The organism is Streptomyces sp. G5(2025) (assembly GCF_049542075.1).
In the GTDB taxonomy this organism is placed as follows: Bacteria; Actinomycetota; Actinomycetes; order Streptomycetales; family Streptomycetaceae; genus Streptomyces.
Window position 1 is genome coordinate 574,879 of record NZ_JBMUZT010000006.1, and the last position, 26,154, is coordinate 601,032.

The window sequence follows — 26,154 nt, forward strand, 5'->3', positions numbered from 1 at the left end:
TATAAGGCTTGTCCCGTATGGTGCCGAGGCTCGTAGCGGGGCCTCTCCTCCTGTTGGCTCCCCACCCGTTGGTTGGCATGTCCGGCGATGAGAGGATCGCCGCCTGCCCGGATCAGGGCGTTGATGAGGCGGACCATGGGAGGCGCGCAGTGGGGCTGGGAACAGTGGTCGTCACCGGGGCAGCAGAGAACATCGGCTCGGTCGTACGCCGGGCATTGCGCAGCGAGGCTAGCCGCCTGGTCTTGCTCGACCGCACTGTCCTTTAGGTCGAAGCCGCGAATGAGGTGCTCCACACCGTCGACCTTCGGGACGCGGCCACCGTCGAGGCCGCGCTCGCGGGGCGGACGCCGTGCTCCATCTGGGCGGCCTGCCGGACGAGGCACCGCTTGAGCAACTCCTGGACGCCAACGTGCTGGGCACCCACCATGTCCTCGAAGCGGCCCGCCGCTCGGCGATTCCGCGGGTCGTGCTGGCCAGCAGCTACCGCGTGACGGGGTTCTATCCCACGGACCATCGCACCGGCCCGCAGGAGCCGGTGCGCCCCGACGGCCTGTACGGGGTGAGCAAGGCAGCTATCGAGGCCCTGGGGCGGCTGTACCCGGACAAGTTCGGCGTTTCCGTTATCTGCCTGCGTATCGGCAGCTTCGAGGAAGTGCCCACCGAGTCACGCCACCTGGCGACTTGGCTCAGCCCGCGCGATGCCGTCGGCTTCTGCCGCGCCGCGCTTGCCGCCCCTTTCTCCACTCGCTTTGCCACGGTCTACGCCGTTTCTGCCAACACCCGCCGCTTCTGGGAACTCCCCGCGCAATCCGAACTGGCCCACACGCCGATCGACAACGCCGAAACACATGCGTCGCATATCACCGACGCCGACGTCCCTGCCGGTTCCGAAGCTCCGCAAGGCGGCCCGTACGCCCTGCCCGAGATCACGTTGAAACACCTCCAGCCCTGACTCGCCCTTGCTCCACTGCTCGGGCGTTGCAGTGGGTCTCCGAAGTGAGGAGCCAGTGCCAACGAGGGGGGCGTGAGTTATCCGGTTAGGGCGAGGTGGTGAAGGCGAGCGATGCCGAGCATGGCCTGGTGAACGCCGTCACCCTTGAGACGGCAGTCACGCAGGATCTTCCAGGTCTTCATGCGGGCGAAGGCGTGCTCGACGCGGGCGCGGACCTGCTTGTGGGACTTGTTGTGTGCCTGCTTCCAGTCCGGAAGCTCCTCGCCCTTCCGGCGCCGATGGGGCATCACGAGGCCGGTGCCCGGGTAACCGCCGTCCGCGATCGTCGTGGTGTGCCCGACGACGGCCTTGGCCCCGGATTCCGCCCATGCCTTGCAGTCGGCGCGGTTACCCGGCAGCGGTCGACCGACCATGACGACCAGACGGCTGTCGACGTCGATGACGCCCTGGCGCCTGGTGCCGTCCACGATGAGCACGGTGTCCCTATAGGGAGGTCTGTCGGGCTGGTGGGCTGGCATCGCACGGTGTTGATGGCATAGGTGTAGCCCATGCCGGTCGCGGCGTCGGTGACAGCGGCGGTGGCCAGGGCTCGGCCGCCGGAGAGGCCGAGACTGCCGGCGAAGCCGGCGCCTGCGGGGGCCAGGGCGCCCGCGCCGGCGCCCATGACGGCGCCCTTGGCGGTGGCGCCTGCGAAGTCGTCCCAGTCGAAGTCGTCCCCGTGGGTCAGGGCGTAGACGCCGCCGATGCCTGCGCCGATGCACGAGGGGCAGTTGCCGGAGGGGTCGGAGAGGTTGGCGGGGTCGTTGTCGGCGTAACTGCCCGCTGGAACCATGCACCCGGCCTCTCGCAACGAACCCACAACACACCAGGCCAACAAGCCCGCGATACACCAACAAGCCCCCCGAGCGTCAGCCTGCCCGGTAGTCCGTCACAGGTGCGGGGTGCGTGCCTCGATCCGGTAGTCGAAGGCGGCGCCACCGACGCCGACCGTGGTCAGCCCGCCGTCGACGGTGAGGACAGCCCCGTTGACGTAGGACGCGGCGGGTGACAGCAGCCAGTCGATCGCTTCGGCGACCTCCTTGGGATCACCCGGCCGCCCGGCGGGGTTCAGCCGGTTCGCCTCCTCGTATGCCGCCTCGGCACCGCCCGCCAGCCCCGCCTCCGCCGCGAACCGTTGCATCCGCTGGTCGGCCATCTCCGTACGCACCCAGCCCGGGCACACCGTGTTGGCCCGCAGCCCCTGCGGACCGTAGTCGACGGCGAGGGAACGGCACAGGTGGAGCAAGGCCGCCTTGGACGTCGCGTAGGCGGCGTTACCGGCGCTGTTGCGGAGCGCGGCGACCGAGGCGACCGCCACCACCGCGCCGCGGCTCTCCAGCAGATGCGGTAGCGCGGCATGGAGCAGGAGGAACGGGCCGGTGAGGTTGGTCCGTATCAGCTCTTCCCAGTCCTCGACCTCGGTGTCGCCGACCGCGCCGCCTCGCCCGATTCCGGCGTTGAGCACTATGCCGTCGAGTCTCCCGTAGGTCTTCACCGTCGTCTCGACGAGTTCGCGCACGGCCTCGGGATCCGCGACGTCGGCAGGGTGGGCCAGTGCTCCGGTCTCGGCAGCGACTTGCTGCAGCGGCTGCGGTCTTCTGCCGGCGATCACGACATCGTGTCCGCCGGCCCGCAGCAACCGGGCCGTCGCGGCACCGATGCCCGTCCCGCCGCCAGTGACGACGACAACTCGCCCACCAGTCATGAACGTTGAGCTCCTCCCCCATCGACAACGCGCGGTTCGATCATAGGTGGCACCGTCGAGTCCGGATGACCCCCGCTCGTGTTCGAACATGTCAACGGCTGGTTGTGTCGCTGACGATGGCGCGGCGGTTGATGGTGCGGGGCTGTCGTGTTTGGGGGAGCCGGCGGCTGGAAGCCGCCGTACTGGCCCTGGACCGCGACGACGGCTTGTTCGGGGGTCAGTCGACCGCCCCGGTCGTGGGCGGTCCGGTACGCGTCCTCGTCGAGGTGGCTGCGTACGGCCGCCGAGATGCGGTCGACGTCGCCGCGTTCGGCCGGCGGCAGTGGCATGCCGACCGAGGTACGGGCCGCGTGCGCCACGCCCAGCAGCAGGGCCGCGTTCTGGGGCCGGCCCGCGAGGGAGTGCGCTCCCGCCAGTCCCTCCAGCGCGAGCGCGAGCGCCCGCACGTCACCGGTGTTGCGCGCGGACTCCCAGCCCTCCAGGTGGAGGCGCAGCGCCTCGTCCGCTTCGCCGCGCTGTTCCGCCACGAAGCCCAGCTCGGCCAGGACCGGAGCGCGGCCGGGTTCGAAGGACATCGCGGCCTGCCACTCCAGCGCGTGCCGCATGTGCGCCTCGGCCGCGTCGAGCCGGCCCTCGCGGCGGGCGCCGAGCCCCAGCCCGATCTCCGCGTGGAGCTCCCCCCGGCTTGAAGCTGTGCTCCGCCGCGAGGCGCAGCGCCCGCTGGTGGAAGTCGCGCGCCCGTTCGTGGTCGCCGGCCAGCATGGCCGTGCTGCCGAAGCCGGTCAGGCGACCAGCCGGTAGGGCTCGACGCGCCGCCGTCGCCTTTCGTTCCCGGACGGGTAGTCGAAGCCTGCCTCGACCTGATCGCGGCAAGCTCTGGCGAGCGTCATGAGCACCTCGGCGTCGACCGGCGTGCGGCCTGCGTCGAAGGACTCCGCGGAGCCGGTGAGCGCGCGCACCTCCTGGCGCAGCCGGGTGGGCAGCATCTGGTCGAGCTCGGTCAGCGCCCGTAGCGCGGCATCGCCGGAACCGGCGACTGCGCCGTGCGCGCCGATCAGCAGCGAGAGGGCGGTGGCGATGGCCTCCTGGTCATCCAGAAGCAGCGGCGGCAGGTCCTTCCCCGAGCCGGTAGCCGCCGCCGACGCCTTGGCCGGCATGCACCGGATAGCCGAGGGCACGCAACCGCTCGACGTCACGCCGTACCGTGCGGGCTGTGACCCCGCGCCGGTCGGCGAGCTCGGGGCCGGTCCAGACCTGGCGCTGCTGCAACACCCCGAGCAGCGCGAGCATCCGCTCCGTCGTCCCTCGTCCGCCACCGCTTGCCGTATCCATGTCATCCGCCCTGCCAGGGATAGCGGACCGATCCTGTCCGCCAGAGGTGTCACGGTGCCTGCATGGACGCAAACGAACTCGATGTGCACCGAACGCTGCGTGAGCAGTTGGAGTTCCACTGGAACCATCAGCTGCGCGCCCGGCTGGAGGGCATCACTGACGACGAGTACTTCTGGTCACCGGTGCCGGACGCCTGGAGTGTGCGGCCGCGCGGCGGCTCGACGGCGCCTGTGCAGCTCGGTGCGGGCGACTTCACGATGGACTACGCCTCCCCCCAGCCGGTCCCCGCGGCCTTCACCACGATCGCCTGGCGGCTCGGCCACGTGATCGTCGGCGTGCTCGCCGCGCGCAACGCGGCGCACTTCGGCGCACCGGCAGCGTCCTACGAGACATGGGAGTACGCCGGCAGCGCGGCCACCGCGCTCGACCAGCTCCAAGCCCAGCTCGACGTGTGGCTGGCCGGGGTGCGCGGCCTTGGTGAGGTCGGGCTGCGGGCCCCGGTCGGGGTGAAGGAAACCTTCCCCGAGATGCCCATGGCCGACCTGGTGCTGCACATCCACCGCGAACTCATCCACCACCTGTCCGAGGTCTGCCCGCTGCGCGACCTTCACCTGCACACGAAACCGGGCACCTCTAGGGAGCAACTCATGACCGCGAAGACGACCCACATCGACCCCGAAGAACTCCACCGCAACCCTGCCTTCACGCAAGGTGTGATGACACCCGCTGCGCGGACACTCCATGTCGGTGGCCACCTCGGCACCGACAGCACCGGAAACCTGCTCGACGGTATCGAGGCGCAGACCATGCAGGCCGTGCGCAACGTGCTGGCGGTGCTCGCCGCCGCGGGTACCGGTCCCGAGCATGTCGCCAAGCTCAACATCTACCTCGTCGGTGGAGTCGACGCACAGGTGGGGTACGCGGCGTCGCGATCAGTGTGGGGCGATCACCGCACAGCCATCACGGTCGTTTCCACCGCAGGACACGCCCGGCCGGGCGCACTCGTGGAAATCGACGCGGTAGCGGTCATTCCCGAGTAGGACGAACCAGCAAATCGGGGCCGCGCAGGCGTAACTCGCCGCATGGTCGATGACAACGCCGTGGCGGGGACGGCGGGCGACGGGGTGGCATGTGAGGAAGCGGTTCTTCGTGTTCGGCGGCACAGTGATGGCCGTGCTCACAGCGGTTCCCGCGGCGGCGGCCCCGCTTCCCCAGCCACCGCTGGTGAGCCTGAACGTCTCGGGCGACCACTACGCACTGACCGAGAAGACCAACCCGTACCAGACCCCGCCGACTGCCGAGTACGCGCCTGTGGGGATCAACGGAGCGCTGTTTGGCGCCGATCGCACCGCGATGCTGGACAGCGGCGATCCGCAGTGCGCGGCACGTGCCGACGCGCTGCCGCGACCGACCGTGCCGACCAGCGCGGCGTACTGCTGGGACACCGTGGTGCAGGGCAAGCAGGGCGCGGAGAACGCGCACCTGATGCCCTGGGTGCCGCAGGGCCTCGCCACCTCCGGCGAAGCACAGCTGAGCGGCATCCCTGTCACCGGAAACAACCGCGCCGCGATAGTCAGTTGGACGTGGCAGAACACCAAGCAGGACCCGGTGACGGACCCGGAGAACCCGCCGCCGCCCAAGAAGGACTACCGCCACAACTCGGTGAAGCTCGCCTTCGTCAACCTGGACGACATGAAGTACCGCTTCGTGCTCCCTGTGTGGGTCGACGAAGCGGGCGTGCAGCGGCGGATCTACGGGCACGGCGGCGGACTGGCCTGGTACGGCCCCTACTTGTTCATGTCCAGCACCTCCAACTGGGAGGGCCGGCCGGGCCCTGACGCGGGCAAGGCCGGCGTGCGCGTGTTCGACACCCGCAAGATCTACAAGAAGAAGGACGGAGGAGGCGGCGACTACCAGTACGTCCTGCCGGAGGTACGGCACTACGTCTCCGGCGGCGCCTCCTTCGACTACGTCTCGCTGGACCGCAACAGCGCGGGCGGCGCCAGCCTGGTCGGCGGCAACTACAGGTCCTCGTCGACCACGGGCAGTCATGCCGGCACCGAGGTCTACCGTTACCGGTTCGGCGACGACTACCGGCTGAACCGGACGGCCGTACAGGGCTGGAAGTCCACCGTCCCCCAGAACGCCGACGACGCGATCAGCGATGTCCAGGGCGTCCAGGCCAACGGCGACACACTGCACTTCAACATGTCCAAGGGGACCGTGGCCAACCGCCGCTTCTCCACGGCCGCTGTCGGCGGGGCCGCGGCGGGCTGGACGCTCAAGGCACGCAAGGACTGGTCGTACCGCCCGCAGGACCTCTCCCTCTGGTACGCCACCAACGAACTCTGGAGCCTCACCGAGGGCGAGGAGGACAGAGTGCTGTACTCGGTGAAGCTGGACGCCCTGAGATAGGACCATGTCCTCGACGGTGAAGAACACCATCGCTGTCCTGGTCCGCGTCACGGAGCAGGCAGGCCGTGACGGCATCATCAAGGTCAACCCCGCCCCGGTGACCGGTGGGAGACTCTCGTAGCGCTGGCCGCCGCTCTCGTGGCCGCCTCCCCCGGTGTCAGCGAACCGTCACCGTGAAGACGGGCGACTGGGTGGAGCCGCTCTTCATGCGCAGCTCGTTCTTGCCCTTGAGGCCGAGCTTGACCCGCAGGCTGTACGCGCCGGACTTGTCGACGGTCGTGGAGGCGGGCAGCGTCTTCCACATGCCGCGCTGCTTCTGCTGCAGGCCGACCTTGGTGCCCCCCGTGATGCCGGTGGCCTTGCCGCTGACGCGCAGCTCCTGCCATGCCTTCACGGAGGCCGCCGAGGGCTTGGCTGTCAGCGCGGGCTTCACCGCGGCGGTGGGGCTGTTCTTCTGGGTACCGAGGCTCTTGCCGGTCGCGACGTCCCAGATGGCGTACGGCGCGCCACCGCCCTGCGTCTTGCTGTACAGGCGCTTGCCGTCGGCGCTCAAGTGCAGGTAGATGCCGTCGTTGACCGTCTGGCCCGGCTTGACGATCTTGCCGTTGTAGTACGGCTTGCCGTCCTTGACGGTGACGGTGACTCCGGCACCGATATCGATCTTCACGGGCTTGGCGGCGACGACACTCTGTACAGCAGTGCGCTGCTCAGCGGCGGGCGCGCTCGCCAGCGCGGCCGCGGCCGGGGCCAGGAGCGCCGTACCGACGAGGGCCGAAACGGCGGCGGTACGCAGGGCGCTGCGGCGGTGGGTGGTGGTACGCATAACGTGGTTCCCCTTCACGGTCATGGATCTGTTCGCACGCACGGCACAGCTCCGCTGGTCGGGCGGCGCCATGCCGGGAGCTGTCCTGTTCACTCTCGCCGTCCATGCTGTGCGGCGAGTACACAATCAACCTAGTTGACCCGTCATAACGGATAACCGCAGATCATGTAACAGTGCCCCATAGATCACCGCATGGTCTGCCATCAAGGCAGCACCAGAGGGCTCGGCTCCGGTCCCGCTGTCGACGAGCGCAGTTGCCTTCCGCCCCTCAAGCTGTACGTCCTCGGGGGCGACCCCGCGGCGGCTGCCGTCCGTGTCGGTGACGACCAGGATCATGTCGTCCACGGAGACCACCGTGCCGGGATGCGCGCAAGTCCTCGACGATTTCCGCCGCGCGGCGGACGGTCCACCGCGCGTGACCGCAACGAGTTCTACTAGGAGGCCCCCCGGGGTCTCAGCCCCGGCGGCCGGAGCCCGGCCGCACCGTCACCTCCACCTCCGTTCCGTCGGACGCCCGCACGCGCACCTGTCGTGCCTGCCCGGGCGGCACACTTCGGGCGCTGGGGTGTGCCGTGCGGCCCGACACCTCGATCCGCCAGCCGGTGGCGCTCGGCGGCAGGGACAGCACGGTGGTGCCGGGGCGGCGAGTCGACCGGTAGGCGAGGCGGTGCGTCGCGCGGGCCGGGTCGTGGGTGTCGGCGCGCACGGTGACGTTCGGCCACCTGTTCAAGCAGACGCAGTACCCCAAGCTGGCACAGACCTGGCAGGCGATGCTCGAAGGCGACGAGGCGGCGGCCCGCGGTCTGTCGGCCGTCCCCGACGAAACGGCGGACGGGGCGTTGTCGCCGAACGACAACGCCCTGACCGTGTTCCTCTCCGTCACCTGCAACGACGTCGCATGGCCCAAGGACGTCACCGCCTACCGGCAGGGCGTCGCCGAGGACCGCGAACGCTACCCGCTGTACGGCGCCGCCACCGCCAACATCACACCGTGCGCCTTCTGGCCGCACACCCCCGCCGAACCGCCGGTGAAGATCGACGCCGAGGGCCCCCGCAACGTGCTGCTCCTGCAGAACCGGCGGGATGCGTCGACCCCGCATCGGGGCGGGAAGATGCTGCGCGAGAAGTTCGGGGACCGGGCGCGGCTGGTCAGCGTCGACGACAGCGGGCACGGCGTGTACGTCCTGGGCAACAACTCCTGCGCGTTGAACACCGTCACGCGCTACCTCGTCGAGGGCGAGGTGCCCGCGAAGGACACGTCCTGCCGCGCGGACTGACCTTCCCCGGAGGCCGTCAACGTGGGTCGCCCGTATCGGACAGAAGTGCGTGGAGACGCCGCATCACGTCGACCTGGGCCGGATTGTAGAGATCGGTAATGGCTGTGCGGATGGTGCGAGCGGTGTGCTGCCGGCCGCGCGGGGCGTCCGAGGCGAGGTCGCTCAGCCCGGGATGCTTGGCCCGGAGACCTCGGACGTAAGACACGAGACGCTCAGCGAGACTCTGGCGCGCCTGCTCGTCCGCATCGGCGGGAAGCTCGTCGAATTCGCGTGCCACCGGCTGCGGCTCCTCATGGAGCAAGTCCGCGTAGGCGTCCATCCCACGGGGGCCGAGGACCGTACCGAGGACGGTGACGAAAGAGCGGTCGGGGTCAGCGAGCTCTGCTGTCTCGTCCACGGAGGCGAGTCGGAGGGGGAGATCGGCCGTGGCCGTTCTGCGCATGAGGGCGCCGACCTCGGCGCGGGCGTGTTGCAGGCGTTCGATGGCGGCGGCCAACTCCTCGTCGAGAGCCCGTAGATCACGCGGGTCCGGGTCGGAATCCGGGCCGTCACGCATGTCCGCAGGAAGAAGTCCTTGGCGGAACCGGTGAGCGCGACGATGCCTGCCGCGACCAGAACGCCGGTCAGGCTGCCGGAGGCGGCGAGAAAACGTTCCCCGCGCACCAACCGGGCCAGGGTCACCGGCCCGTGTGCTCACCGACGGACCGGAGTACGCACGAGCCGTGGCGCTGTTCAACGCGGCGGTGGATGTCCGCCCATCTGTCGTCGTGCGGTGCGCGACCACCGCCGACGTGCAGGCCGGAGTACGCGCGTCTCGTAACCATGGGGTACCGATGTCCGTGCGCGGCGGGGGTCACGACTTCTGGGGCCGGGCGTTCCGTCCCAATGGGCTGGTTCTCGATCTGACCGACATGAGGGAAGTCCAGGTCGACGCCACCCACCGTCACGCGACGGTGGGTGGCGGGGCGCTCTCGTCCGACGTCGTATCGGCCGCCGAGCGGGCGGGCCTGACCGCCGTCACCGGAACGGCGGGCTCCGTCGGAATGGTCGGCCTCACGCTCGGCGGCGGGTATGGTCCCCTCCTCGGGCGGTTCGGGCTCGCAGCCGACAACCTGCTCGGCGCCGAAGTCGTCCTGGCCGACGGTTCACGGGTGAACACCGACGCCGAACATCATCCGGACCTCTTCTGGGCGTTGCGCGGCGGCGGCGGCAACTTCGGTGTCGTGACCTCGGCGCGGATCCGTCTGCACCCCGTGCCGACAGTGGTGTCGGGAACTATCTTGTACCCGATCGCCCAGAGCGCCGGCATCCTGGCCGACCTCGGTGAGATCCTTCAGGACAGTCCGGACGAGCTGACGGTGGACGTGGGGTTCCTTCCCGGTCCGGACGGCAAACCGACGGTGTACCTCGCGCCGACCTGGTCGGGGGATCTCAAGGCGGGGAACGCCGAGAACGGGCCGGTGCGTGCGCTGGCCAGGCTCGGTACACCCGTGCTCGCCGAGGTCGGACCGGTCGACCGTTCCGCGACGTTGGCCGCGACGGACGCCATGTTCCCACCCGGGCGGATGGGCGCGATTCGCACGCGAACCGTCCTGAGCGTCTCCAGCGCCATCGCGACCGTCCTGGAACGCGCCGCCCAGGAGTTCACCTCACCGTTCTCCGCGATCGTGTGGCACCAGTTCCATGGCGCCGCCACCCGCCCGCCTCTCGGCTCGACGGCTTTCGGCCGACGCGAACCGCACCTGATGGTCGAGCTGATCTCCATGTGGGAGAGCGGCGGAAGCAACAGCCACGTGGGACGTGGCGACGGTGGCTCACCCCACCTGCGCTGGCTGGAAGAGCTTCACGCGGCGCTCGAACCGTTCTCATCGCCGGGCGGCTACGTGAATTTCCTGGGGCCGGAGACTCCCGACCAGGTTGCGAACTCCTACGGGCCGAACACCCAGCGCCTGCTGGCCGTGAAGTCCGCGGTCGACCCGGATGCCGTCTTCGCCGCCACGCCGCTCCCCATCGACACCGCCGACGCCGGCTCCGCGCCCGTCTGAGACGAAGGCGACGTCACCACTCTGACCGTCAGAGGCATCCTCACCGCCCACAACGCCGCAGCTGCCTGCAACATTCCCGCCTACATCACTACGGTCTGGGCTCGTCCGCCACCCGGCCTCCGAGATATCCACGACCGGGACGAGCACACATGCACCACCACTACGGCGGTGCGGCAGAGACTTCCGTCACGAGCGTCATCCGAGCGTCAAAAATCTCCGGAAAAGCCACCACAAGCGTCACCGATGCAGGCGTCTCGCCCACGAATTCGCAGGTCTTAGGGTGTTTTCGCAGGTGAGGATGCGGTGTGCCGGGTTCCGCGTGACTTCGAGTGGAGGGCGAACGCACACTCACCTTCCGCCATCACCAGGTCCTCGATGCCGGGACCGACCTCGACAGGGCCGTCTCGCCCGACCTGACGGCGAGCGAGTACCGCCTCTCCTCCTTCGCCGGACTGCAGGCGCGCTTCGACGACCTCGCCGCACACTGCGCAGACTCGCCCGACTGCGTTCTCGGCTCCAACCCCGCGGCTGCGAACGACCGCCTGCGCGAGATCGTCCAGCCGCTCATCGAGACACCAGCACCGACCACCGACGGCCGGGGCCTGAGCGTCCGGGACGTCTATCTCGGCATCAGCGGCGGACTGTACTCCGAAAAGAAATGGCCCGACGTCATCTCCGCCCTGACCGCGCTCGAAGCGGGGAACGCCGACCGGATGCTCGCCCTGCGCGACACCTTCTACGCTCGCACGGCGGACGGCGCCTATGGCCATGACTTCGACACGAACATCGCTGTGCGCTGCATGGACTCACCCCGTCCGACGCCGGAGGAACAGACCGCGCTCGCACGCGAGATCGGGAAGGCCGCTCCGATGTTCGACATTGACGCGCTCACGGCGGGCAACTACCACAGCGAATGCGAGGCGTGGCCCGCGCCGCCAACACGTGACGAACCCTGGCTCGCCGATGTCGAAGGCCTCCCCGAGACGCTCGTCGTGTCGGTCACCGGCGATCCTGCGACACCGCACGAGGGTGGCATCGCGATGGCGCGAGCTCTCGGCGGAAGCCTGCTCACAGCCGACGGCAAGCAGCACGGCGTCTATATCCTCGGCGGCAGTAAGTGCGTCGACGACGTGGTCAGTGAGTATCTCCTCGACCTCGAAACCCCGCCCGCCGACGCCCGTTGCAGCCTGCGACACGCTCGACTCCGGCAGCAACTGCCCCGCGTGATGCTGATGACTCGCGGGCCTGACCCGACAGGCCTTGCGCCGGTTCGCAACTATGCCGTGCTCCCCGCGCCCGCGGGGATGGTCCCGAGGGCATGCTGCCCCCCAGACAGTGGAGTCGACGCTTTGACGTCACTCGCCAAGTGCGACGAGCCGTTCCCGGGGCCGTGTCCGAAGAAGCGGACCACGTCAGGTGCGGCGTCCCATGGAGGACGGCGACCCGACGTGCCGCGTCCGGCCGCCAGCCGCGCCGGACCATCCCGGCGCCCCGCCCACCAGAGCCCGCTCCGAGCACAAGGCCTGCGGTGCCGGGGACGCGACCGATTGCCTACCGGGGCAAGTGGCCATGCGGGGCACCCGCTCGCTTCTATCCCGCCGGATGGCTCTGCGACGTCCACCGGTCGTAGTCGATTGCACGGGCGGCCCGCGGGAGCGCACTCCCTGCTCCCGATCGCTCCCACGGCTTCACACTGTTGACCGACCCCTGCCGCCCGTGCCAGTGGCTATCAAGATCCGGACCATTACCGGACCAACCCCCGGGCGAAAGGCTTACAAAGCATCGTTTCCCCAGGTCAGCGCCAATGCAGCTGATGTACCATCAGCAGACGAAGAATCTCCTGGTGTCGTACTCACCGAAGAAGCTCGGTTTCTTCTAGGTACTGGAAAAGGCGCCTGACCCGGACCGGACCTTTGCCTGTCAGGTGCCTTCCGCGTGGCTCGCTCCGAGCGGGGCACGGTTACGTGATAGCTGCCGGTCCCTCTCGGCGTTGTCCCGCTCTCCGGCCGATGGCGCTGTTCGAGCCGGGGGCGAATAGCCTGCGTTGGCCGCATGGCCGCGCAATACACACGCAGCCGAAGAACCCTCGGACGTGGACGTCTTTGAAGTCCCCTGCTATGCGGCGGCCTTGGGCCATGAGGCGGGCCTCGGCCGTGAAGTCGAGTTCGGACTGCATGCAGTCGAAGACGATCCGCAGGGTCGCCTCGACGTCGAGTACCGAGCCGATACGGGGGACAGCGCGGCTCGCGACCCGTGCGGCGCGCAGGAGTTGGCTCATGTCGGCGTAGACGCGTGCGCGGATGCCGACCGCTGCACCTTCAGGCCCGCGACCCGGCCGTCGGCGAAGACGACCCGGTAGACCTGGGCGCGCGACGCGGACCCCAGGGGTGTTGCGGTGTCGATGTCGCGGAACAGCGAGCGCCAGCGCGGCCCCAACTCCTCGCGCAGCACGGGCTCGAAGACCGCGAACGGCTCTGTGTGGACCGCGTCCTGGAGGTGGGCCAGCTCGCCGAGCACCGCCCCGGAGACCACGTCCGAGCGCGTCGTCGCCAGGATCTGACCCACCTTCACCCAGAACGGGCCCAACGCTCGATCGTCTCCCGGATTCGGCGGGCCCGACGCCGCTGTCCGGCCAGGGCGGACTGCTCGACGTCGATGCGTTCGCGCGAGGCGAGCACGTCGGAGACGAGCAGGGTCATCGGCCGGGCCACCAGGAGGTTGCGGCCGGGGCTCATATCGACGCCCCGTCCCCGGATACGCTGAACAGGTCTCACGGCGCCGGGAGGCAGGCCGCGCTCACTTGGGCCGCCGTGTCGAGCGTGCAGTCGGCGCCGGTGCTCTCGTGCCTCACCCGTAGCCGCTCGCCTGCCTGCAGCAGGGCCCGGAACTCCTCCGGGCATACGATCTCCCCGTGCGCCCCGGTCTTCCTCAGCCGTCCGTCGCGGGTGCGCAGCAGTACGCGCAGCGGGCGGGGGTCCCCGCCCCTCATGGAACGCTCCTCTCAGCGGCCGAACAGGCGCGCGCCTGCCTCGAAGTCCGCACGAATGGTGAAGAACTGGTCGAGCGCGTCGAGGAACTCGGCCTTGGTCACTCGTCCGCCCCGTCACTGTCCGGCTCGTGGAAGGCCCGGTTGAGGTCGGCCGGATACAGTTTGGGGCCGAAGACCGTGCGGTACTCCGCCATGTCCAGATGGCCGCTGCCGTCGCCGTCCACCACATCGAAGACGGCTTCCACCGCCGGGAGCAGGCCCTCTCGTACGTACGAGGACGGGGCGCCCGTGACGTTCAGTGTGCCGGTGACGAACTCGGCCCGGCCGACGCGGCCGTCGCGGTCCGCCACGCGGGCCGCCACCTGCCCGCGGCCCGCGCCTGCAAAGACTCCATCCCGCAGGGCCGATCAGGGAGTTCTGTGCGCTCACCCTCGACATCTGCGACACCACCCTGACCGCCCTCAACGCGGGCGCCTCCCCGGACCGGGCGACGATCACCGGCCTCGCCGCCCGGTATGCCGTCCCCGCGCAGGAGGAGAGACGGTGAATCCGGGCGCAGCCCACACCCGTTTCGAGTCGCCCCGCCCGGCACTCGCGCGGATCAGGGGCAGGGTGTCCGGCAGGGTGCCCCCCTGCCTGCCTCCGGCTTCGGCGGTGGCGCCGACGTCGGGCGTCCGGCGTCTCAGGCGTCGATGATCACGGGGATGATCAGGGGCCTGCGGCGGTAGGTGCGGAACGCCCAGTTCGCCACGGCGCGCGCGAGGAGCTGTTCGAGCTGATGAGCGTCGCCGACACCCTCCTCGGCCGCCTTGGCCAGGGCCTTCTCGATCACGGGGACGACCGACTCGAAAGTGGTCTCGTCGTGGACGAAGCCGCGGGCCAGGAAGTCGGGGGCCTCGGCCAGGGCGCCGGTGTCCGCGTCGACGATCGCCACCACCGTCACCACACCCTCCTCGGCAAGAGTACGGCGGTCCTTGAGGGAGGCTTCGGTGGCGCCGCCGACCTCCATGCCGTCCACGTAGACGTTGCCCGCCGGCACCTTCCCGGTGATCGAGACGCGCCCGTCGACGAGGTCGACGACGACACCGTCCTCGGCGATGACGACCCGGTCGGGGTCGACGCCGGTACGGATGGCCAGATCGGCGTTGGCCCGCAGGTGCTTGAACTCGCCGTGCACCGGCATGACGTTGCGGGGCTTGACGATGTTGTAGCAGTACACGAGTTCCCCGGCGCTCGCGTGCCCGGAGACGTGCACCTTGGCGTTGCCCTTGTGGACGACGTTCGCGCCCCACCGCGTCAGGCCGTTGATGACGCGGTAGATGGCGCTCTCGTTGCCCGGGATGAGGGAGCTGGCGAGGAGAACCGTGTCGCCCTTGCCGATGCGGATCTGGTGGTCGCGGTTGGCCATCCGGGACAGCGCGGCCATCGGTTCGCCCTGGGAGCCGGTGCACACCAGGGTGATCTTGCGGTCGGGCAGGTTCTCCAGTTCCTTGACGTTGACCACCAGGCCGGAGGGAACCTTCAAATAGCCGAGGTCACGGGCGATGCCCATGTTGCGGACCATCGAACGGCCGACGAAGGCGACTTTGCGGCCGTGCTGGTGCGCGGCGTCCAGGACCTGCTGGATACGGTGCACATGGCTGGCGAAGCTGGAGACGATCACGCGGCGCGGCGCGGTCCGCATGACCTGCTCGATCGCGGGATTCAACTCGCGTTCGGAGGTGGTGAAGCCGGGGACTTCGGCGTTGGTGGAGTCGGTCAGGAACAGGTCCACGCCCTCCTCGCCGAGGCGGGCGAAAGCGCGCAGGTCGGTGATGCGCTGGTCGAGGGGGAACTGGTCCATCTTGAAGTCGCCGGTGTGCAGCACCATGCCCGCACCGGTGCGGAGGGCGACGGCGAGGCCGTCCGGAATGGAGTGGTTGACCGCCACGAACTCGCATTCGAAGGGGTCGAAACGGCGCCGATCCCCTTCCCGCACGCGCACCGTACGCGGCCGGATGCCGTGCTCCTTGAGCTTGGCCTCCAAGAACGCCAGCGTCAGCTTCGAGCCGACAACGGGGATGTCGGACCGTTCGCGCAAGAGGTAGGGCACGCCGCCGATGTGGTCCTCGTGACCGTGGGTCAGCACGATCGCCACGATGTCGTCGAGGCGGTCCCGGATGGAGGTGAAGTCCGGCAGGATCACGTCCACGCCGGGCTGGTGTTCCTCGGGGAACAGGACGCCGCAGTCGACGATCAGCAGCTTGCCCGCGTGTTCGAAGACGGTCATGTTGCGGCCGATCTCCCCCAAACCACCGAGGGCGACGACCCTCAGCCCTCCCTTGGGCAGCGGCGGGGCGGCTTTCAGCTCTGGGTGCGGATGACTCATACGTTGACGCTACCGGAGACTCGCATGGTTGATCCTTTGTGTCCGCGGTCGTGTTCTCCCGAGGGGTCGGCTGACGGTGCCGCGGGGCGGCAGAAGCAGCCGCCGCCCCGCGGCACCGTCAGCCTGCGTACGCGTACGTGCGTTGGTACGTACGTACGTGCATGCGGGCGTTCGACCGCAACCACGATGACGGTGGTCGCGGCCCGCACGGCTTGGAGCACGCCCCGGTCAGTTCCCGTCCCCCAGCCGACGACGCAGCGTCGCGGCGAAGTCCTCGGCCGCCATCAGCTGCGCGCGCAGTTTCTCGCAGCGGGCGTCGGTGACCTTCCGGTAGGAGTCCAGACGCTCGCACAGCCGCTCCTTCTCCTCGCCCCGCGGCGGGTCATCGGTGTCGGCGACCATCCCGATGGCAGCCCTGGTCGCGGTGATGATCCTGGTCTCGGTCGCCACCTTCGACTGGCACTCCATCCGGCCGGGACCCTCAAGCGGATGCCGATCGGCGCGACCACCGTCATGGTCATCACCGTCGCCTGCGTCGTGGCGACCCACAACCTCGCCATCGGCGTCGTCGGCTCCCTCACCGCCATGCTCGTCTTCGCCAAGCGCGTCGCCCACCTCGCTCAGGTCTCCGGCGTGGTCGACCCCGATGGCAACCAGGTCGTCTACGCGGTCACCGGCGAACTGTTCTGCGCCTCCTCCAACGACCTCGTCACCCAGTTCGACTACAAGGATGACCCCGACGACGTGGTCATCGACCTCTCCGGCGCCCACATCTGGGACGCGTCCTCCGTGGCCGCTCTGGACGCCATCGAGACCAAGTACGCCCACCGCGGCAAGAAGGTCGCCATCATCGGTCTCAACAAGCCCAGCGCCGAGATGCACGGCAAGCTCGCCGGACAGCTCACCGCCGGCCACTGAGAAGCCGCCGCCCAGTTGGCGGGGAGAGGGTGCCGGGTACGTCGTACGTCGTACGTCCTGAGTCCGCCGTGTTCGTTCGTCCTTGGTCTGCTGCCGACCGTAGGTGTCTTGCCGGCGCAGCGCCGCCCGGGGCGATCTGCCCCCTGAACGCGCCGCAGCTCCGGCCCCGATGACGGATCCCGCTTCCGTAACCCGGCACCGGGGCCGTGCCTCCGTATCTGCCACGCCCATCCTGGACCGGGAGGGCGGCACAGTTCACTGCCGCCTTCCGGCAAGTTTTACGCGCTCTTGATGCCGGACTCGACGGCCCGGCCGACCCCGGTCTGGTCCCGGTCCTCCACGGGGCGTGGCCGACCTCCTCGGGCAACAGCTTTGGGCCCGCCCCTCCCCGGGAGGGATGAGCATGCCTCCCCGTTCTTTCCTGAGCCCCACCGCGCGCGGCGTAGTGTGCCGCCGCTCGGACGTGGGGGCGGACCCCTCAAGACGTCATGTGTGAGCACTGCACGCCGCCGGCAGGGAAGGCGACGTCTGTCTCCTCCTCCATCGCGGCGAAGAAGCGCCGTCCTTCGGACGACTGCCGGGACGTGGACCAGGTGTACCCCCCGCACGGAGCCAGGGCCGTGTGCAGGACATCGCGGCCGAGTCCCTGGCCTTGCCAGTGACTGGCGACGGCGATGTTGGCCACGTACCCGATTCGGCACACGTGGCAGACCTGGTATTCGAGACAACCCACCAGGCGATGGCCCGCGTCCAAGACGGAGACGGCCTGACGGCCGGCGGGCAACGCCGGGAAGACGCGCTCGAAAGACACCTGCCGATCCACTCAGTCAGCCCTTGTCTGCCCTTGTCCGCCTTGTCAGCCCTTGTCCGCGATGCCTCGGGTGCCGGCGCCAGGGGCGCGGACGCCTTCGGACATCCAAGACGAAAGACCCGGGAGCGCGGCGGGAAAACCCCGCAAGACCACCCGAGCGGAGCAAAGGCGGAGGGCCTCGGCCTATGCGGCTCGGCTCCCCGTCCCGCCCCCGGCCCTGAGGGCTCCGCGGCTCGGCGGCTCCGCAGTCCGCCGCCGGTCCAGACGTGCCACCACCGGCCCCGCCGTGACACCGTGCAGTACGACCGACACCAGCACCGTGAACGTCACCACCGCCCACAGCTCCCGCTCCGGGACGAAGAAGTCCTGTTGCCCCAGCGCGTAGGCCAGGTAGTACAGCGAACCGATGCCGCGAATTCCGTATCCCGCCACGACCCAGCGCTCCCAGCCCCGCAGGCGGCCCCCCAGCAGCCCGGCCCACCCGGCCAGCGGCCGGACCACCAGCAGAAGCACCAGACCGGTCACGGCGCCCTGCCAGGTCAGCGGTGCCAGGCCGCCCAGCGCGATGAACGCGCCCAGCAGGAACAGCAGTGTCGCGGTCAGCAGCCGCTCGACCTGTTCCACGAAGTCGTGCAGCACGTTGTGGAAGCCGTGGGCCCGCTCGGCCGCCCTGACCGCGCAGGCGGTGGTGAACACGGCGAGGAAGCCGTAGCCTCCGGCGAGTTCGGTCACCCCGTACGCCAGGAAGGTGGCGCCCAGCGCGACGAACCCTTCCCGGTACTCGGCCAGCCGCAGCACCGAGGAACGGGTCCGGAAGAACAGCCAGCCCAGCAGCTTGCCGATCACCAACCCGCTCAGCACACCGACGACACACTTGAACGCGACGTCCTTGGCCGCCCACGTACCGATCCACTCCCCCGACCAGCCGCTGCCCGCGGCGGCGGCCAGCGCGATCGCCGCGTAGGTGACGGGGAAGGCCAGCCCGTCGTTGAGGCCAGCCTCGCTGGTGAGGGCGAACCGCACCTCGTCCTCGTCGTGCTTGTCCTCGGTGGGCTCCCCCACGCGCACCTCCGAGGCGAGCACGGGATCCGTCGGCGCGAGGACCGCCGCGAGCAGCAGCGCGGCGGCCGGTGGCCAGTCCAGCAGCCACCACGCCACCACGGCGGTCACCACGACGGTCAGCAGCATCGTGATGCCCAGCAGACGCCAGGTCGAGGCCCACATGCGTCGGCCCACCGGCCGGTTGCGCGCCAGCCCGGCGCCCATCAGAGCGATGATGACGCACACCTCGGTGACGTGTTCCGCCACGAGCCGCTGCTCCACGGGGTCGACCGCCGGCAACGGCACCGGGAGCAGATACACGACGATGCCGCTCACCAGGAACACCACCGGCAACGACACGGGTCGCCCCGCCACCACCCGCGGCAGCACCGCCGCGAGGAACGCCCCCACTCCCAGCCACGCGAACACCACATCGGCAAGAGTCACCGCGCTGCACCTGTCACCAGGGCGCAGTGAAGTAGGCGGCTCATCGGAACTCCTCAGCTTTCGAATGCCTGACCTACGTCTAACCCTCCATGACCACAACGACACCCTGCCGCGGACGATCACCAGCCCGACAGCGGCGAGGCGTGGACGTTCCGAGAAGTCGGCGCACGACCCTGGGGGTTCGGTCGCGGCAGTGGAAAACTCACAGGGCTCACTCGGCGCTTTCGAACAGGTCGGGCGCCGACCCATACGATGGGAGACCACTCAGCGATGTTCACTCTGGCACGAAGCAGAGTACGAACGGCCGCGCTCGCTCTCGCGACCGTCGCGGCCCTCACCTTCGGAACGACCGCCACGAACGCCACGACCGGCGCGGCAGCGGCCCCCGGCCCCGCTCCCGCGAAAAAGGGGCCGACCTCGGTGGCGTACGTCGAGGTGAACGACAACAGCATGCTCAACGTTGGCAAGTACACCCTCGCCAACGGCGGCGGCAACGTCTTCGACGTCGCCGTGATCTTCGCGGCGAACATCAACTACGACACGAACACAAAGGCGGCGTATCTGCACTTCAACGAGAACGTGCAGCGTGTCCTCGACAACGCTGCCACGGAGATACGGCCGTTGCAGGCGAAGGGCATCAAGGTCGTCCTCTCCGTGCTCGGGAACCATCAGGGCGCGGGCTTCGCCAACTTCCCGTCCCAGCAAGCGGCCTCGGCGTTCGCGAAACAGCTGTCCGGCGCCGTCACCAAGTACGGCCTCGACGGCATCGACTTCGACGACGAGTACGCCGAGTACGGCAAGAACGGCACCGGGCAGCCCAACAGCAGCTCGTTCGTGCACTTGGTGACGGCGCTGCGCGCGGACATGCCGGACAAGATCATCAGTCTCTACAACATCGGTCCGGCCGCGTCGCGCCTTTCCTACGGCGGCGTCGACGTCTCCGCCGAGTTCGACTACGCCTGGAACCCGTACTACGGCACCTGGCAGGTCCCCCGCATCGCCCTGCCCAAGTCGAAGCTGTCGCCGGCGGCCGTCGAGATCGGCCGGACCTCGCGGAGCACGGCCGCGAGCCTCGCCCGCCGCACCGTCCGCGAAGGGTACGGCGTGTATCTGACGTACAACCTCAACGGCGCCGATCGCAGTGCCGATGTCTCCGCGTTCACCCGAGAGCTGTACGGAAGTGACGCCACCTACACGCCGTGAGGCGTCCGCACGCCGCGCCTGTGACAACGATGTCGTAGGCGCGGCATGCGGTGACCACACCGCCGTGGCGACCTCCGCCGTGCGCCACGGCGGCCGGAGGGTTGCGGGCCCGTGGCCGGTGGGCAGCAATACGCGCTGTTCACCCACGTCGAGCTGGACGCAGACCATGCCACAGACATGGCGATCAGTGCCCACCGCCGGGCGGTGGAAAGCGGCGGCGGCGCGCCGCCGGCACCGCCCCTGAACCGTTGCGCGGGTGGCCCACGCGGATCTTCGCGGGGGAGAAACGCCTGCGGGGTACGGTGGGCGCGGCGCGCCAAGGGGCGATAAGTCCCCTATGCACGTGGGAGGTTACGTCCTGACCGGCGCCGCCGACACTTTCAACTGACAGCAGAACAGAGCCGCTTCGAAGCGAACGACACCCGAAGCGGAGAGCCAGGGAGCACCATGCGTTACATCATCATCGGGTCCGGAGCGGTGGGCGGTTCGATCGGGGGGCGGCTGCACGAGAGCGGCCGGTCCGTCGTCCTGGTCGCCCGCGGCGCGCACTTCGAGGCGCTGCGCGCCAACGGTCTGCGGCTCATGGTCCCCACCGGCACGCTCACCCTCGACGACGTGCCCGTCGTGGCACGGCCCGAGGACGTCGAACTGCGCGCCGACGACGTGCTCGTGCTGGCCGTCAAGACCCAGGACAGCGTGGCCGCCCTGGACGCGTGGGCCGCGCGCCCGGTGGCGGGCGGCGGCACCGCGGGTGAGCGTCTGCCTCTGGTGTGCGCGCAGAACGGCGTGGTGAACGAACGTCTGGCGCTGCGCCGCTTCCGCGAGGTGTACGGCGTCTGCGTCATCCTGCCCAGCACCCACCTGAACCCGGGCGAGGTCGTCGCGCCCTGCGGCCCGTACACCGGCGCCCTGGTCATCGGCCGGTACGGGTCAGCTGTCGGCCGGTACGGGACGGGCGTGGACGACACCGCCCGGCGCATCGCGGACGACCTGGAGAAGGCGCACTTCCTGGCTCCGGTGGTGGCGGACGTGATGCGCTGGAAGTACGGCAAACTCCTCGGCAACCTCGCCAACGTGGTCGAGGCCGTGTGCGGCTCGGCCGCGGACGCCGCCGCCCAGGACCTGGTCGCCCGGTCGAAGGCCGAGGGCGCGGCGGTCCTCGACGCCGCGGGCATCGCCTACGCGAGCGGCGCCGAGATCACCGAGTTGCGCAGCGGTACGGTCGAACCGCAGCCGATGCCGGGCGAGCGCACCCGCGGCTCGTCCTGGCAGAGCCTGGCGCGGGGCGCGGGGTCGATCGAGACGGACTACCTCAACGGGGAGTTGGTGCTGCTCGGCCGGGAGCACGGCGTGCCCACCCCGGTGAACGCGGCGTTGCAGGACGCCGCCCGGCAGAGCGTGCGCCAGAGCCGGGAGCCGGGCGGCCTGACGGCGGAGGAGCTGAGCGGGCGCATAGCCGCGGGCGTCGCCGGCTGAGGCTCGCAGGCCTCAGCGTGTGGCCGTCGATACACGCCACCGGGTCCGGCGTGATGTCCGCCGGGTCCCGTCCAGCACGCGGACCGGGGAGCGTCCGGGCGGATCTCGTGCACGCCCGCCGGGCCGATGCCGAGGAGCACCGAACCGCGACGCCGGTGACGCGCTCGGCGGTCGGAAACTCCGCCGCCCCGCCACCCGAAGCGACCGGCCCGGCCCTGCCCGGCCCGGCCCGGGCTACAGAGCGGATGGGTCCTGGTCGGCCGGGTGCTGTCCGGGGCCTTCGTCGGTGTTGGCGAGTCGGCTGGGCGAGAGGTCCGTCGGGTCCTCCCCGGGTTCCAGAAGCGTGTCGGCCGCGCCGATCACCAGCGGGTCGGCCTTGCCCACCGCCCCTTCGTCCCTCGCCTCGTAATCGACGCGCAGCAGGAGATGACGCATGGCTTCGAGGCGTCCGCGTCTCTTGTCATTCGTCTTCACCACGGTCCATGGCGCGTGTGCGGTGTCGGTGGCGCGGAACATCTCCACCTTGGCGCGGGTATACGCGTCCCACAGGTCGAGCGAGGCGACGTCGGTGGGCGAAAGCTTCCACTGACGGACGGGGTCCACCTGGCGGATCGCGAAACGCGTACGCTGCTCGGCCCTGGAGACGGAGAACCAGAACTTCACCAGAATGATGCCGTCCTCGGTCAGCATCTTCTCGAACAGCGGGGCCTGGCGCAGGAATTGGCGGTGCTGCTCGGGCGTACAGAACCCCATGACGGGCTCGACCCCCGCGCGGTTGTACCAGGACCGGTCGAAGAACACGATCTCGCCCTCGGCCGGGAGGTGCGCGACGTACCGCTGGAAATACCACTGGCTCGCTTCACGCTCGGTGGGTTTGTCCAGCGCGACCGTCCGCGCCCCACGGGGATTGAGCCGCTCGGTGAAGCGTTTGATGGTGCCGCCTTTTCCGGCGGCATCGCGCCCCTCGCACAGCACGACGATGCGCAGCCCCTGATCGCGGACCGACTTCTGCAGCTTGAGCAGTTCGATCTGGAGGACCCGTTTGCGGCGTTCGTACTCCTTGCGCTGCAGCTTCTGCGAGTACGGGTAGTTCTCCCGCCACGTCCGCAGCGGAAGCCCCTGCTCGTCCAGGAGCACGGGGCGCTCCGGGCGGGACTCGTCCACGCTCAGTCCGTCGAGCAGATTCTCCGCGTCATCGTCCTTTTTCAACGGCCCCTCCTCGACGCAAACACGACAGAAAGACAGACAGCCCGACCCTAACTCAGTCTTCGCCGCCCTCGGGGGACGAGGCACAGGTGGGCCGTATGCGACCTGGCCCAGCAGCCGCCCTGTCTTGTCCGAGGGCTCTCGACCGATGGGCACACCCGGCCCATTGCCCCGCCGAACCGACTCCATTCCTGGAGACACACGACTGGAGACACACGACATGAGCAGCGCCCTTCTCGTGATGGACGTCCAACAGGCCATCGTGGACATCGCCGACGGCGGTTGCGGATACCTGCCGCGCCTGCGCGCGGCGATCGACGGGGCCCGGGCCGCGGACATACCCGTCATCTACGTGGTCATCGCGCTACGCCCCGGCTTCCCCGAAGTCGGCACCCGCAACAAACCTCTCGCCGCCATCGCGCGGGCCGGTCTCTACGTCGAGGGCGCCCCCGGCACCGAGATCCACCCCGAGGTCGCGCCACGGCCGGGTGACGTGGTGGTCACCAAGCGACGGGCGAGCGCGTTCTCGGGCAGCGACCTGGACGTGGTGCTGCGGGCGCGCGGTATCGACAGTCTCGTACTCACCGGCATCGCCACCAGCGCTGTGGTGCTGTCCACCCTCTGCCAGGCGAACGACATGGACTTCGGCCTCACCGTCCTCTCCGGCGCCTGCCTGGACACCGATCCCGAGGTGCACCGGGTCCTCGTGGAGAGGCTGTTCCCGCAGTGGGCGGATGTCGTGACCGTCGACGGGCGGCTCAAGACGATCGGAGCCAGTGTTCGTGAGTGAGGTACGCGACGGGTCACGGGCGTGACGTAGGTCGAACCGCCCCGTCGGCGCGCCCGCGTCAGAGCGGTGTCAGCACCGGCAGGCAGCATCTGCGCCGCCATGCCCGCGTCCGCGCGAGCCGAGCCGGCGGCTCAGCCCGCCGGGGGCGGGCTCGATCCCACAGGGATGGAGAACTCCATGCTGAGGTTCCGTTCACCCCGCCCGTACGCGGCCGCACCGCCCCTGGTCCTGGTTCTGGCGCTGCTCCTGGCCCTGGTGACGGTCGGCGGCCCGGCGGCCCGGCCCGCGACCGCCGCGGCGGGCCAAGGCGTCAACATCGCCGCGACCCACACCGGCATGTGTCTGGAGGTGGCCACGCAGGCGACCGGCGAGCCTGTCAAGCAGCGGCGCTGCGCCGGGCGGGAGGGGGCGTTGTGGACGCTGAGGGAGTCCTCGGTGCACGGCGGTGCGGTGCAGATCGTCAGCGTCCTCAGCGGCAAGTGCATGGCGGTGGAGAACTCCAGTTCCGACAACGGTGCCGCCGTCGTACAGGCGGACTGCGGCCATCAGGCCGGAACGAGCTTCCAGTTCGAGGACCACGGGGACGCGGCGCTGATACAACCGATGACAGCGAGTCCGCGCAAGTGCCTTGAGGTCACCTCCTCCGCCACCGCGGACGGTACGGCGCTGCGCCAGTGGTCCTGCGACCGCCAGCCGGGCGCGAACTTCGTCCAGGGGAACTTCCGCGGGCTCCAGGAGGGCTGGATCAAGATCCGTCCGGCGAGCGCGTCCGGGCTGTGCCTGACCGAGGGGCGCGCCGGGTTCCTGAACGCCCCGGTGGCCGTACAGCGTTCGTGCGCGCAGGCCACGTCGCCGCGCACATACCTGGTGCCGCAGGGCAATGGCCTGTTCAAGCTCCAGTGGCACAGCACCCAGGCAGGCATCCGCTGCCTCACCATCTTCATCGTCAGCACGGTGGCCGACATGCTGGAGCCCACGAGCGACTGCGCGGGGGCCAACGTGTTCTACATCGAGGCGGTCGACACGCCCGTGCCCAACACCTACCGGATCTACACGCTCTACACGCCCGACCGGAAGTTCTGCGTGGGGATCACCAACAGCTCCACGGCGGAGGGCGCCACGGCCAAGCAGGAGCCCTGCACCGACCGCACCGACCAGGTGTTCTTCATCGACACCGTGTGAGGGAACGTTGCTTCGGCGACGAGCATCCGCTCACGTCAGCAACCCGTCAGCCGCCTCTGTCAGCGTGTGCCATCGATCGTGACGTTGTCACGTGCGCCCCCGAAGAAGGGAGAGTCCTCGGATGAACAGACCGGACCGCGGGAAAGGAGACGGCTTCGTCGGCATCCTCGTCGCTCTGCTGTGTGCCGTGTTGGCGGCAGCCCTGAGCCTCCCCGCGCACGCCGCCGCTCCTGACCCCGTCCCTGCTCCTGCACCTGCCTCGCGCCTCTCCGCCGCGCAGGTGGTGAACATCGCCAACACGCACAGCAAGTTGTGCATGGAGACCCCCACGTCCGCGCTCGGCCAGCCGGTGCGCCAGGGCCGCTGCTTCGGCAAGCCCACCGCCCGCTGGTATCTCCAGGCCTCGGGCGCGAGCAGCGACGCGGTCAACATCGTCAGCGCGGTGAGCGGCACGTGCGTGGGCGTGGAGAACGGCAGCCCGGCAGCGGGGGCGGCGGTCCGGCTGGCCGCATGCGGAAGCGGCCTTTCCGTGAGCTTCCGGATCGTGCCCATCGGCGACGGCGTCGGCTTCCGGACCATGACGTCCACCCCGCCCAAGTGCCTGGAGGTGACGGAGTCGTCCACCGCCGACGGCGCGGCGCTGCGCCAGTGGGACTGCGGGCAGCAGCCGGGCGCGAACTTCGCCCAGCAGCAGCCGCCGCGGCAGTGGGACACCACGCTCGTCAACGCCCACAGCGGCAAATGCCTCGGCATCCTCGACCAGAGCGGGGCGGACGGGGCCCGAGCGATCCAGCGTACGTGCGCGGGCAGCACCGACCAGCGCTGGCACATCGTCGAACTGGGCGAGGGCAAGGTAGCCGTGGTCAACCAGAACAGCGGCAAGTGCCTGGCCGTCAGCAACGGAAGCCTGGACAACGGCGCCAACGTCAACCAGTTCTCCTGTGACGGCTACAGATTCCATACGTGGGCCATGGCGCCGGAAGGGCCCGCGGAGAACCGCACGTACACACTCGCCAATCTCCGCAGCGGAAAGTACGTCGGCATCCGTGGCCAGAGCACGGGGGAAGGTGCCCAGGCGGAGCAGTGGGACCGTACGGCGCACGCGGATCAGGTGTGGCGGATGCAGCCGCTGTAG

General features: G+C 69.6%; 26 protein-coding genes and 3 pseudogenes. 12 read left to right on the top strand and 17 right to left on the bottom strand.

Features of this window, described 5'->3' with window-relative positions; translation table 11 throughout:
- Positions 1 to 349: 349 nt before the first annotated feature.
- On the top strand, positions 350 to 952 hold the full coding sequence (locus tag ACOBQB_RS13330; RefSeq protein WP_423591681.1) for an NAD-dependent epimerase/dehydratase family protein: 603 nt from the start codon (positions 350 to 352) through the stop codon (positions 950 to 952).
- Between the two features lie 77 nt (positions 953 to 1,029).
- Here ACOBQB_RS13330 and ACOBQB_RS13335 read toward each other — a convergent pair.
- The 4 genes and pseudogenes from ACOBQB_RS13335 to ACOBQB_RS13350 all read right to left on the bottom strand — a co-directional run.
- A pseudogene (locus ACOBQB_RS13335) lies at positions 1,030 to 1,470 on the bottom strand (transposase); the annotation flags it as partial.
- Positions 1,471 to 1,880: 410 nt separating this feature from the next.
- On the bottom strand, positions 1,881 to 2,696 hold the full coding sequence (locus ACOBQB_RS13340; RefSeq protein ID WP_423591683.1) for an SDR family NAD(P)-dependent oxidoreductase: 816 nt from the start codon (positions 2,694 to 2,696) through the stop codon (positions 1,881 to 1,883).
- The gene (locus ACOBQB_RS13345; RefSeq protein ID WP_423591685.1) at positions 2,693 to 3,301 is read right to left on the bottom strand and encodes a hypothetical protein; all 609 of its coding nucleotides are present in this window, start codon (positions 3,299 to 3,301) and stop codon (positions 2,693 to 2,695) included. The genes ACOBQB_RS13340 and ACOBQB_RS13345 overlap by 4 nt, the downstream gene beginning before the upstream one ends.
- A gap of 180 nt (positions 3,302 to 3,481) precedes the next feature.
- Positions 3,482 to 4,028, bottom strand: a pseudogene (locus tag ACOBQB_RS13350) (helix-turn-helix transcriptional regulator); the annotation flags it as partial.
- A 62-nt stretch (positions 4,029 to 4,090) separates the two neighbouring features.
- Between ACOBQB_RS13350 and ACOBQB_RS13355 the strand changes: the two are divergent.
- Positions 4,091 to 5,068, top strand: a complete 978-nt coding sequence (locus tag ACOBQB_RS13355; RefSeq protein ID WP_423591686.1) for a DinB family protein — start codon at positions 4,091 to 4,093, stop codon at positions 5,066 to 5,068.
- Between the two features lie 133 nt (positions 5,069 to 5,201).
- Entirely contained in the window at positions 5,202 to 6,443 is a 1,242-nt protein-coding gene (locus ACOBQB_RS13360; protein ID WP_423591687.1) for a hypothetical protein, read from the top strand.
- A 157-nt stretch (positions 6,444 to 6,600) separates the two neighbouring features.
- Here the strand turns inward: ACOBQB_RS13360 and ACOBQB_RS13365 are convergent, their stop codons facing one another.
- The 3 genes from ACOBQB_RS13365 to ACOBQB_RS13375 form a co-directional block, all read right to left on the bottom strand.
- The gene (locus tag ACOBQB_RS13365; RefSeq protein ID WP_423591689.1) at positions 6,601 to 7,266 is read right to left on the bottom strand and encodes a hypothetical protein; all 666 of its coding nucleotides are present in this window, start codon (positions 7,264 to 7,266) and stop codon (positions 6,601 to 6,603) included.
- 126 nt (positions 7,267 to 7,392) lie between these two features.
- Positions 7,393 to 7,611, bottom strand: a complete 219-nt coding sequence (locus tag ACOBQB_RS13370) for a hypothetical protein (RefSeq protein WP_423591691.1) — start codon at positions 7,609 to 7,611, stop codon at positions 7,393 to 7,395.
- A 109-nt stretch (positions 7,612 to 7,720) separates the two neighbouring features.
- Positions 7,721 to 7,996 carry a hypothetical protein gene (locus ACOBQB_RS13375; RefSeq protein ID WP_423591692.1) on the bottom strand — a complete coding sequence of 92 codons (276 nt, stop codon included), beginning with the start codon at positions 7,994 to 7,996 and terminating at the stop codon, positions 7,721 to 7,723.
- Here ACOBQB_RS13375 and ACOBQB_RS13380 point away from each other — a divergent pair.
- Positions 7,974 to 8,543 carry an alpha/beta hydrolase gene (locus ACOBQB_RS13380; protein ID WP_423591693.1) on the top strand — a complete coding sequence of 190 codons (570 nt, stop codon included), beginning with the start codon at positions 7,974 to 7,976 and terminating at the stop codon, positions 8,541 to 8,543. The two genes, ACOBQB_RS13375 and ACOBQB_RS13380, sit on opposite strands and share 23 nt — an antisense overlap.
- A gap of 16 nt (positions 8,544 to 8,559) precedes the next feature.
- Here ACOBQB_RS13380 and ACOBQB_RS13385 read toward each other — a convergent pair whose 3' ends face one another.
- Positions 8,560 to 9,099 carry a MerR family transcriptional regulator gene (locus ACOBQB_RS13385; RefSeq protein WP_423591695.1) on the bottom strand — a complete coding sequence of 180 codons (540 nt, stop codon included), beginning with the start codon at positions 9,097 to 9,099 and terminating at the stop codon, positions 8,560 to 8,562.
- Between the two features lie 211 nt (positions 9,100 to 9,310).
- Between ACOBQB_RS13385 and ACOBQB_RS13390 the strand changes: the two genes are divergently transcribed.
- Together ACOBQB_RS13390 and ACOBQB_RS13395 are read left to right on the top strand one after the other, a co-directional pair.
- Positions 9,311 to 10,588, top strand: a complete 1,278-nt coding sequence (locus ACOBQB_RS13390; protein ID WP_423598450.1) for an FAD-binding oxidoreductase — start codon at positions 9,311 to 9,313, stop codon at positions 10,586 to 10,588.
- Between the two features lie 329 nt (positions 10,589 to 10,917).
- The gene (locus ACOBQB_RS13395; protein ID WP_423591697.1) at positions 10,918 to 12,288 is read left to right on the top strand and encodes an alpha/beta hydrolase; all 1,371 of its coding nucleotides are present in this window, start codon (positions 10,918 to 10,920) and stop codon (positions 12,286 to 12,288) included.
- A 574-nt stretch (positions 12,289 to 12,862) separates the two neighbouring features.
- On the opposite strand, the gene ACOBQB_RS13400 is transcribed toward ACOBQB_RS13395, so the two are convergent.
- From ACOBQB_RS13400 to ACOBQB_RS13425, 6 genes are all read right to left on the bottom strand, one after another.
- Positions 12,863 to 13,174, bottom strand: a complete 312-nt coding sequence (locus ACOBQB_RS13400; RefSeq protein ID WP_423591698.1) for an AarF/UbiB family protein — start codon at positions 13,172 to 13,174, stop codon at positions 12,863 to 12,865.
- Positions 13,156 to 13,323 (bottom strand): hypothetical protein, encoded by a 168-nt coding sequence (locus ACOBQB_RS13405; RefSeq protein ID WP_423591699.1) that lies wholly within the window; start codon positions 13,321 to 13,323, stop codon positions 13,156 to 13,158. Before ACOBQB_RS13405 ends, ACOBQB_RS13400 begins: the two co-directional genes overlap by 19 nt.
- Positions 13,324 to 13,358: 35 nt before the next feature.
- Entirely contained in the window at positions 13,359 to 13,577 is a 219-nt protein-coding gene (locus tag ACOBQB_RS13410; RefSeq protein ID WP_423591700.1) for a hypothetical protein, read from the bottom strand.
- Positions 13,578 to 13,675: 98 nt separating this feature from the next.
- Positions 13,676 to 13,927, bottom strand: a complete 252-nt coding sequence (locus ACOBQB_RS13415; protein ID WP_423591702.1) for a hypothetical protein — start codon at positions 13,925 to 13,927, stop codon at positions 13,676 to 13,678.
- A gap of 332 nt (positions 13,928 to 14,259) precedes the next feature.
- The gene (locus ACOBQB_RS13420; protein ID WP_423591704.1) at positions 14,260 to 15,945 is read right to left on the bottom strand and encodes a ribonuclease J; all 1,686 of its coding nucleotides are present in this window, start codon (positions 15,943 to 15,945) and stop codon (positions 14,260 to 14,262) included.
- Between the two features lie 228 nt (positions 15,946 to 16,173).
- On the bottom strand, positions 16,174 to 16,395 hold the full coding sequence (locus ACOBQB_RS13425) for a hypothetical protein (RefSeq protein ID WP_423599008.1): 222 nt from the start codon (positions 16,393 to 16,395) through the stop codon (positions 16,174 to 16,176).
- On the opposite strand from ACOBQB_RS13425, the pseudogene ACOBQB_RS13430 reads away from it, so the two are divergent.
- A pseudogene (locus ACOBQB_RS13430) lies at positions 16,334 to 16,863 on the top strand (STAS domain-containing protein); the annotation flags it as partial. The gene ACOBQB_RS13425 and the pseudogene ACOBQB_RS13430 sit on opposite strands and share 62 nt — an antisense overlap.
- A gap of 478 nt (positions 16,864 to 17,341) precedes the next feature.
- Here ACOBQB_RS13430 and ACOBQB_RS13435 read toward each other — a convergent pair.
- Entirely contained in the window at positions 17,342 to 17,686 is a 345-nt protein-coding gene (locus tag ACOBQB_RS13435) for a GNAT family N-acetyltransferase (RefSeq protein ID WP_423591706.1), read from the bottom strand.
- Positions 17,687 to 17,857: 171 nt separating this feature from the next.
- A complete protein-coding gene (locus ACOBQB_RS13440) occupies positions 17,858 to 19,162 on the bottom strand; it encodes a cation:proton antiporter (RefSeq protein WP_423591708.1) in 1,305 nt (434 codons plus the stop codon).
- Between the two features lie 270 nt (positions 19,163 to 19,432).
- Between ACOBQB_RS13440 and ACOBQB_RS13445 the strand changes: the two genes are divergently transcribed.
- Together ACOBQB_RS13445 and ACOBQB_RS13450 are read left to right on the top strand one after the other, a co-directional pair.
- Positions 19,433 to 20,365 carry an endo-beta-N-acetylglucosaminidase H gene (locus ACOBQB_RS13445; protein WP_423591710.1) on the top strand — a complete coding sequence of 311 codons (933 nt, stop codon included), beginning with the start codon at positions 19,433 to 19,435 and terminating at the stop codon, positions 20,363 to 20,365.
- A gap of 447 nt (positions 20,366 to 20,812) precedes the next feature.
- Entirely contained in the window at positions 20,813 to 21,841 is a 1,029-nt protein-coding gene (locus tag ACOBQB_RS13450) for a ketopantoate reductase family protein (protein ID WP_423591711.1), read from the top strand.
- Between the two features lie 234 nt (positions 21,842 to 22,075).
- Here the strand turns inward: ACOBQB_RS13450 and ppk2 are convergent, their stop codons facing one another.
- Positions 22,076 to 23,050, bottom strand: a complete 975-nt coding sequence (ppk2, locus tag ACOBQB_RS13455; protein ID WP_423591713.1) for a polyphosphate kinase 2 — start codon at positions 23,048 to 23,050, stop codon at positions 22,076 to 22,078.
- 217 nt (positions 23,051 to 23,267) lie between these two features.
- Here ppk2 and ACOBQB_RS13460 point away from each other — a divergent pair, with 217 nt between their 5' ends.
- From ACOBQB_RS13460 to ACOBQB_RS13470, 3 genes are all read left to right on the top strand, one after another.
- Positions 23,268 to 23,837 (top strand): cysteine hydrolase family protein, encoded by a 570-nt coding sequence (locus ACOBQB_RS13460; protein WP_423591715.1) that lies wholly within the window; start codon positions 23,268 to 23,270, stop codon positions 23,835 to 23,837.
- A 177-nt stretch (positions 23,838 to 24,014) separates the two neighbouring features.
- The gene (locus tag ACOBQB_RS13465) at positions 24,015 to 25,019 is read left to right on the top strand and encodes an RICIN domain-containing protein (RefSeq protein ID WP_423591717.1); all 1,005 of its coding nucleotides are present in this window, start codon (positions 24,015 to 24,017) and stop codon (positions 25,017 to 25,019) included.
- Positions 25,020 to 25,140: 121 nt separating this feature from the next.
- On the top strand, positions 25,141 to 26,154 hold the full coding sequence (locus ACOBQB_RS13470; protein WP_423591719.1) for an RICIN domain-containing protein: 1,014 nt from the start codon (positions 25,141 to 25,143) through the stop codon (positions 26,152 to 26,154).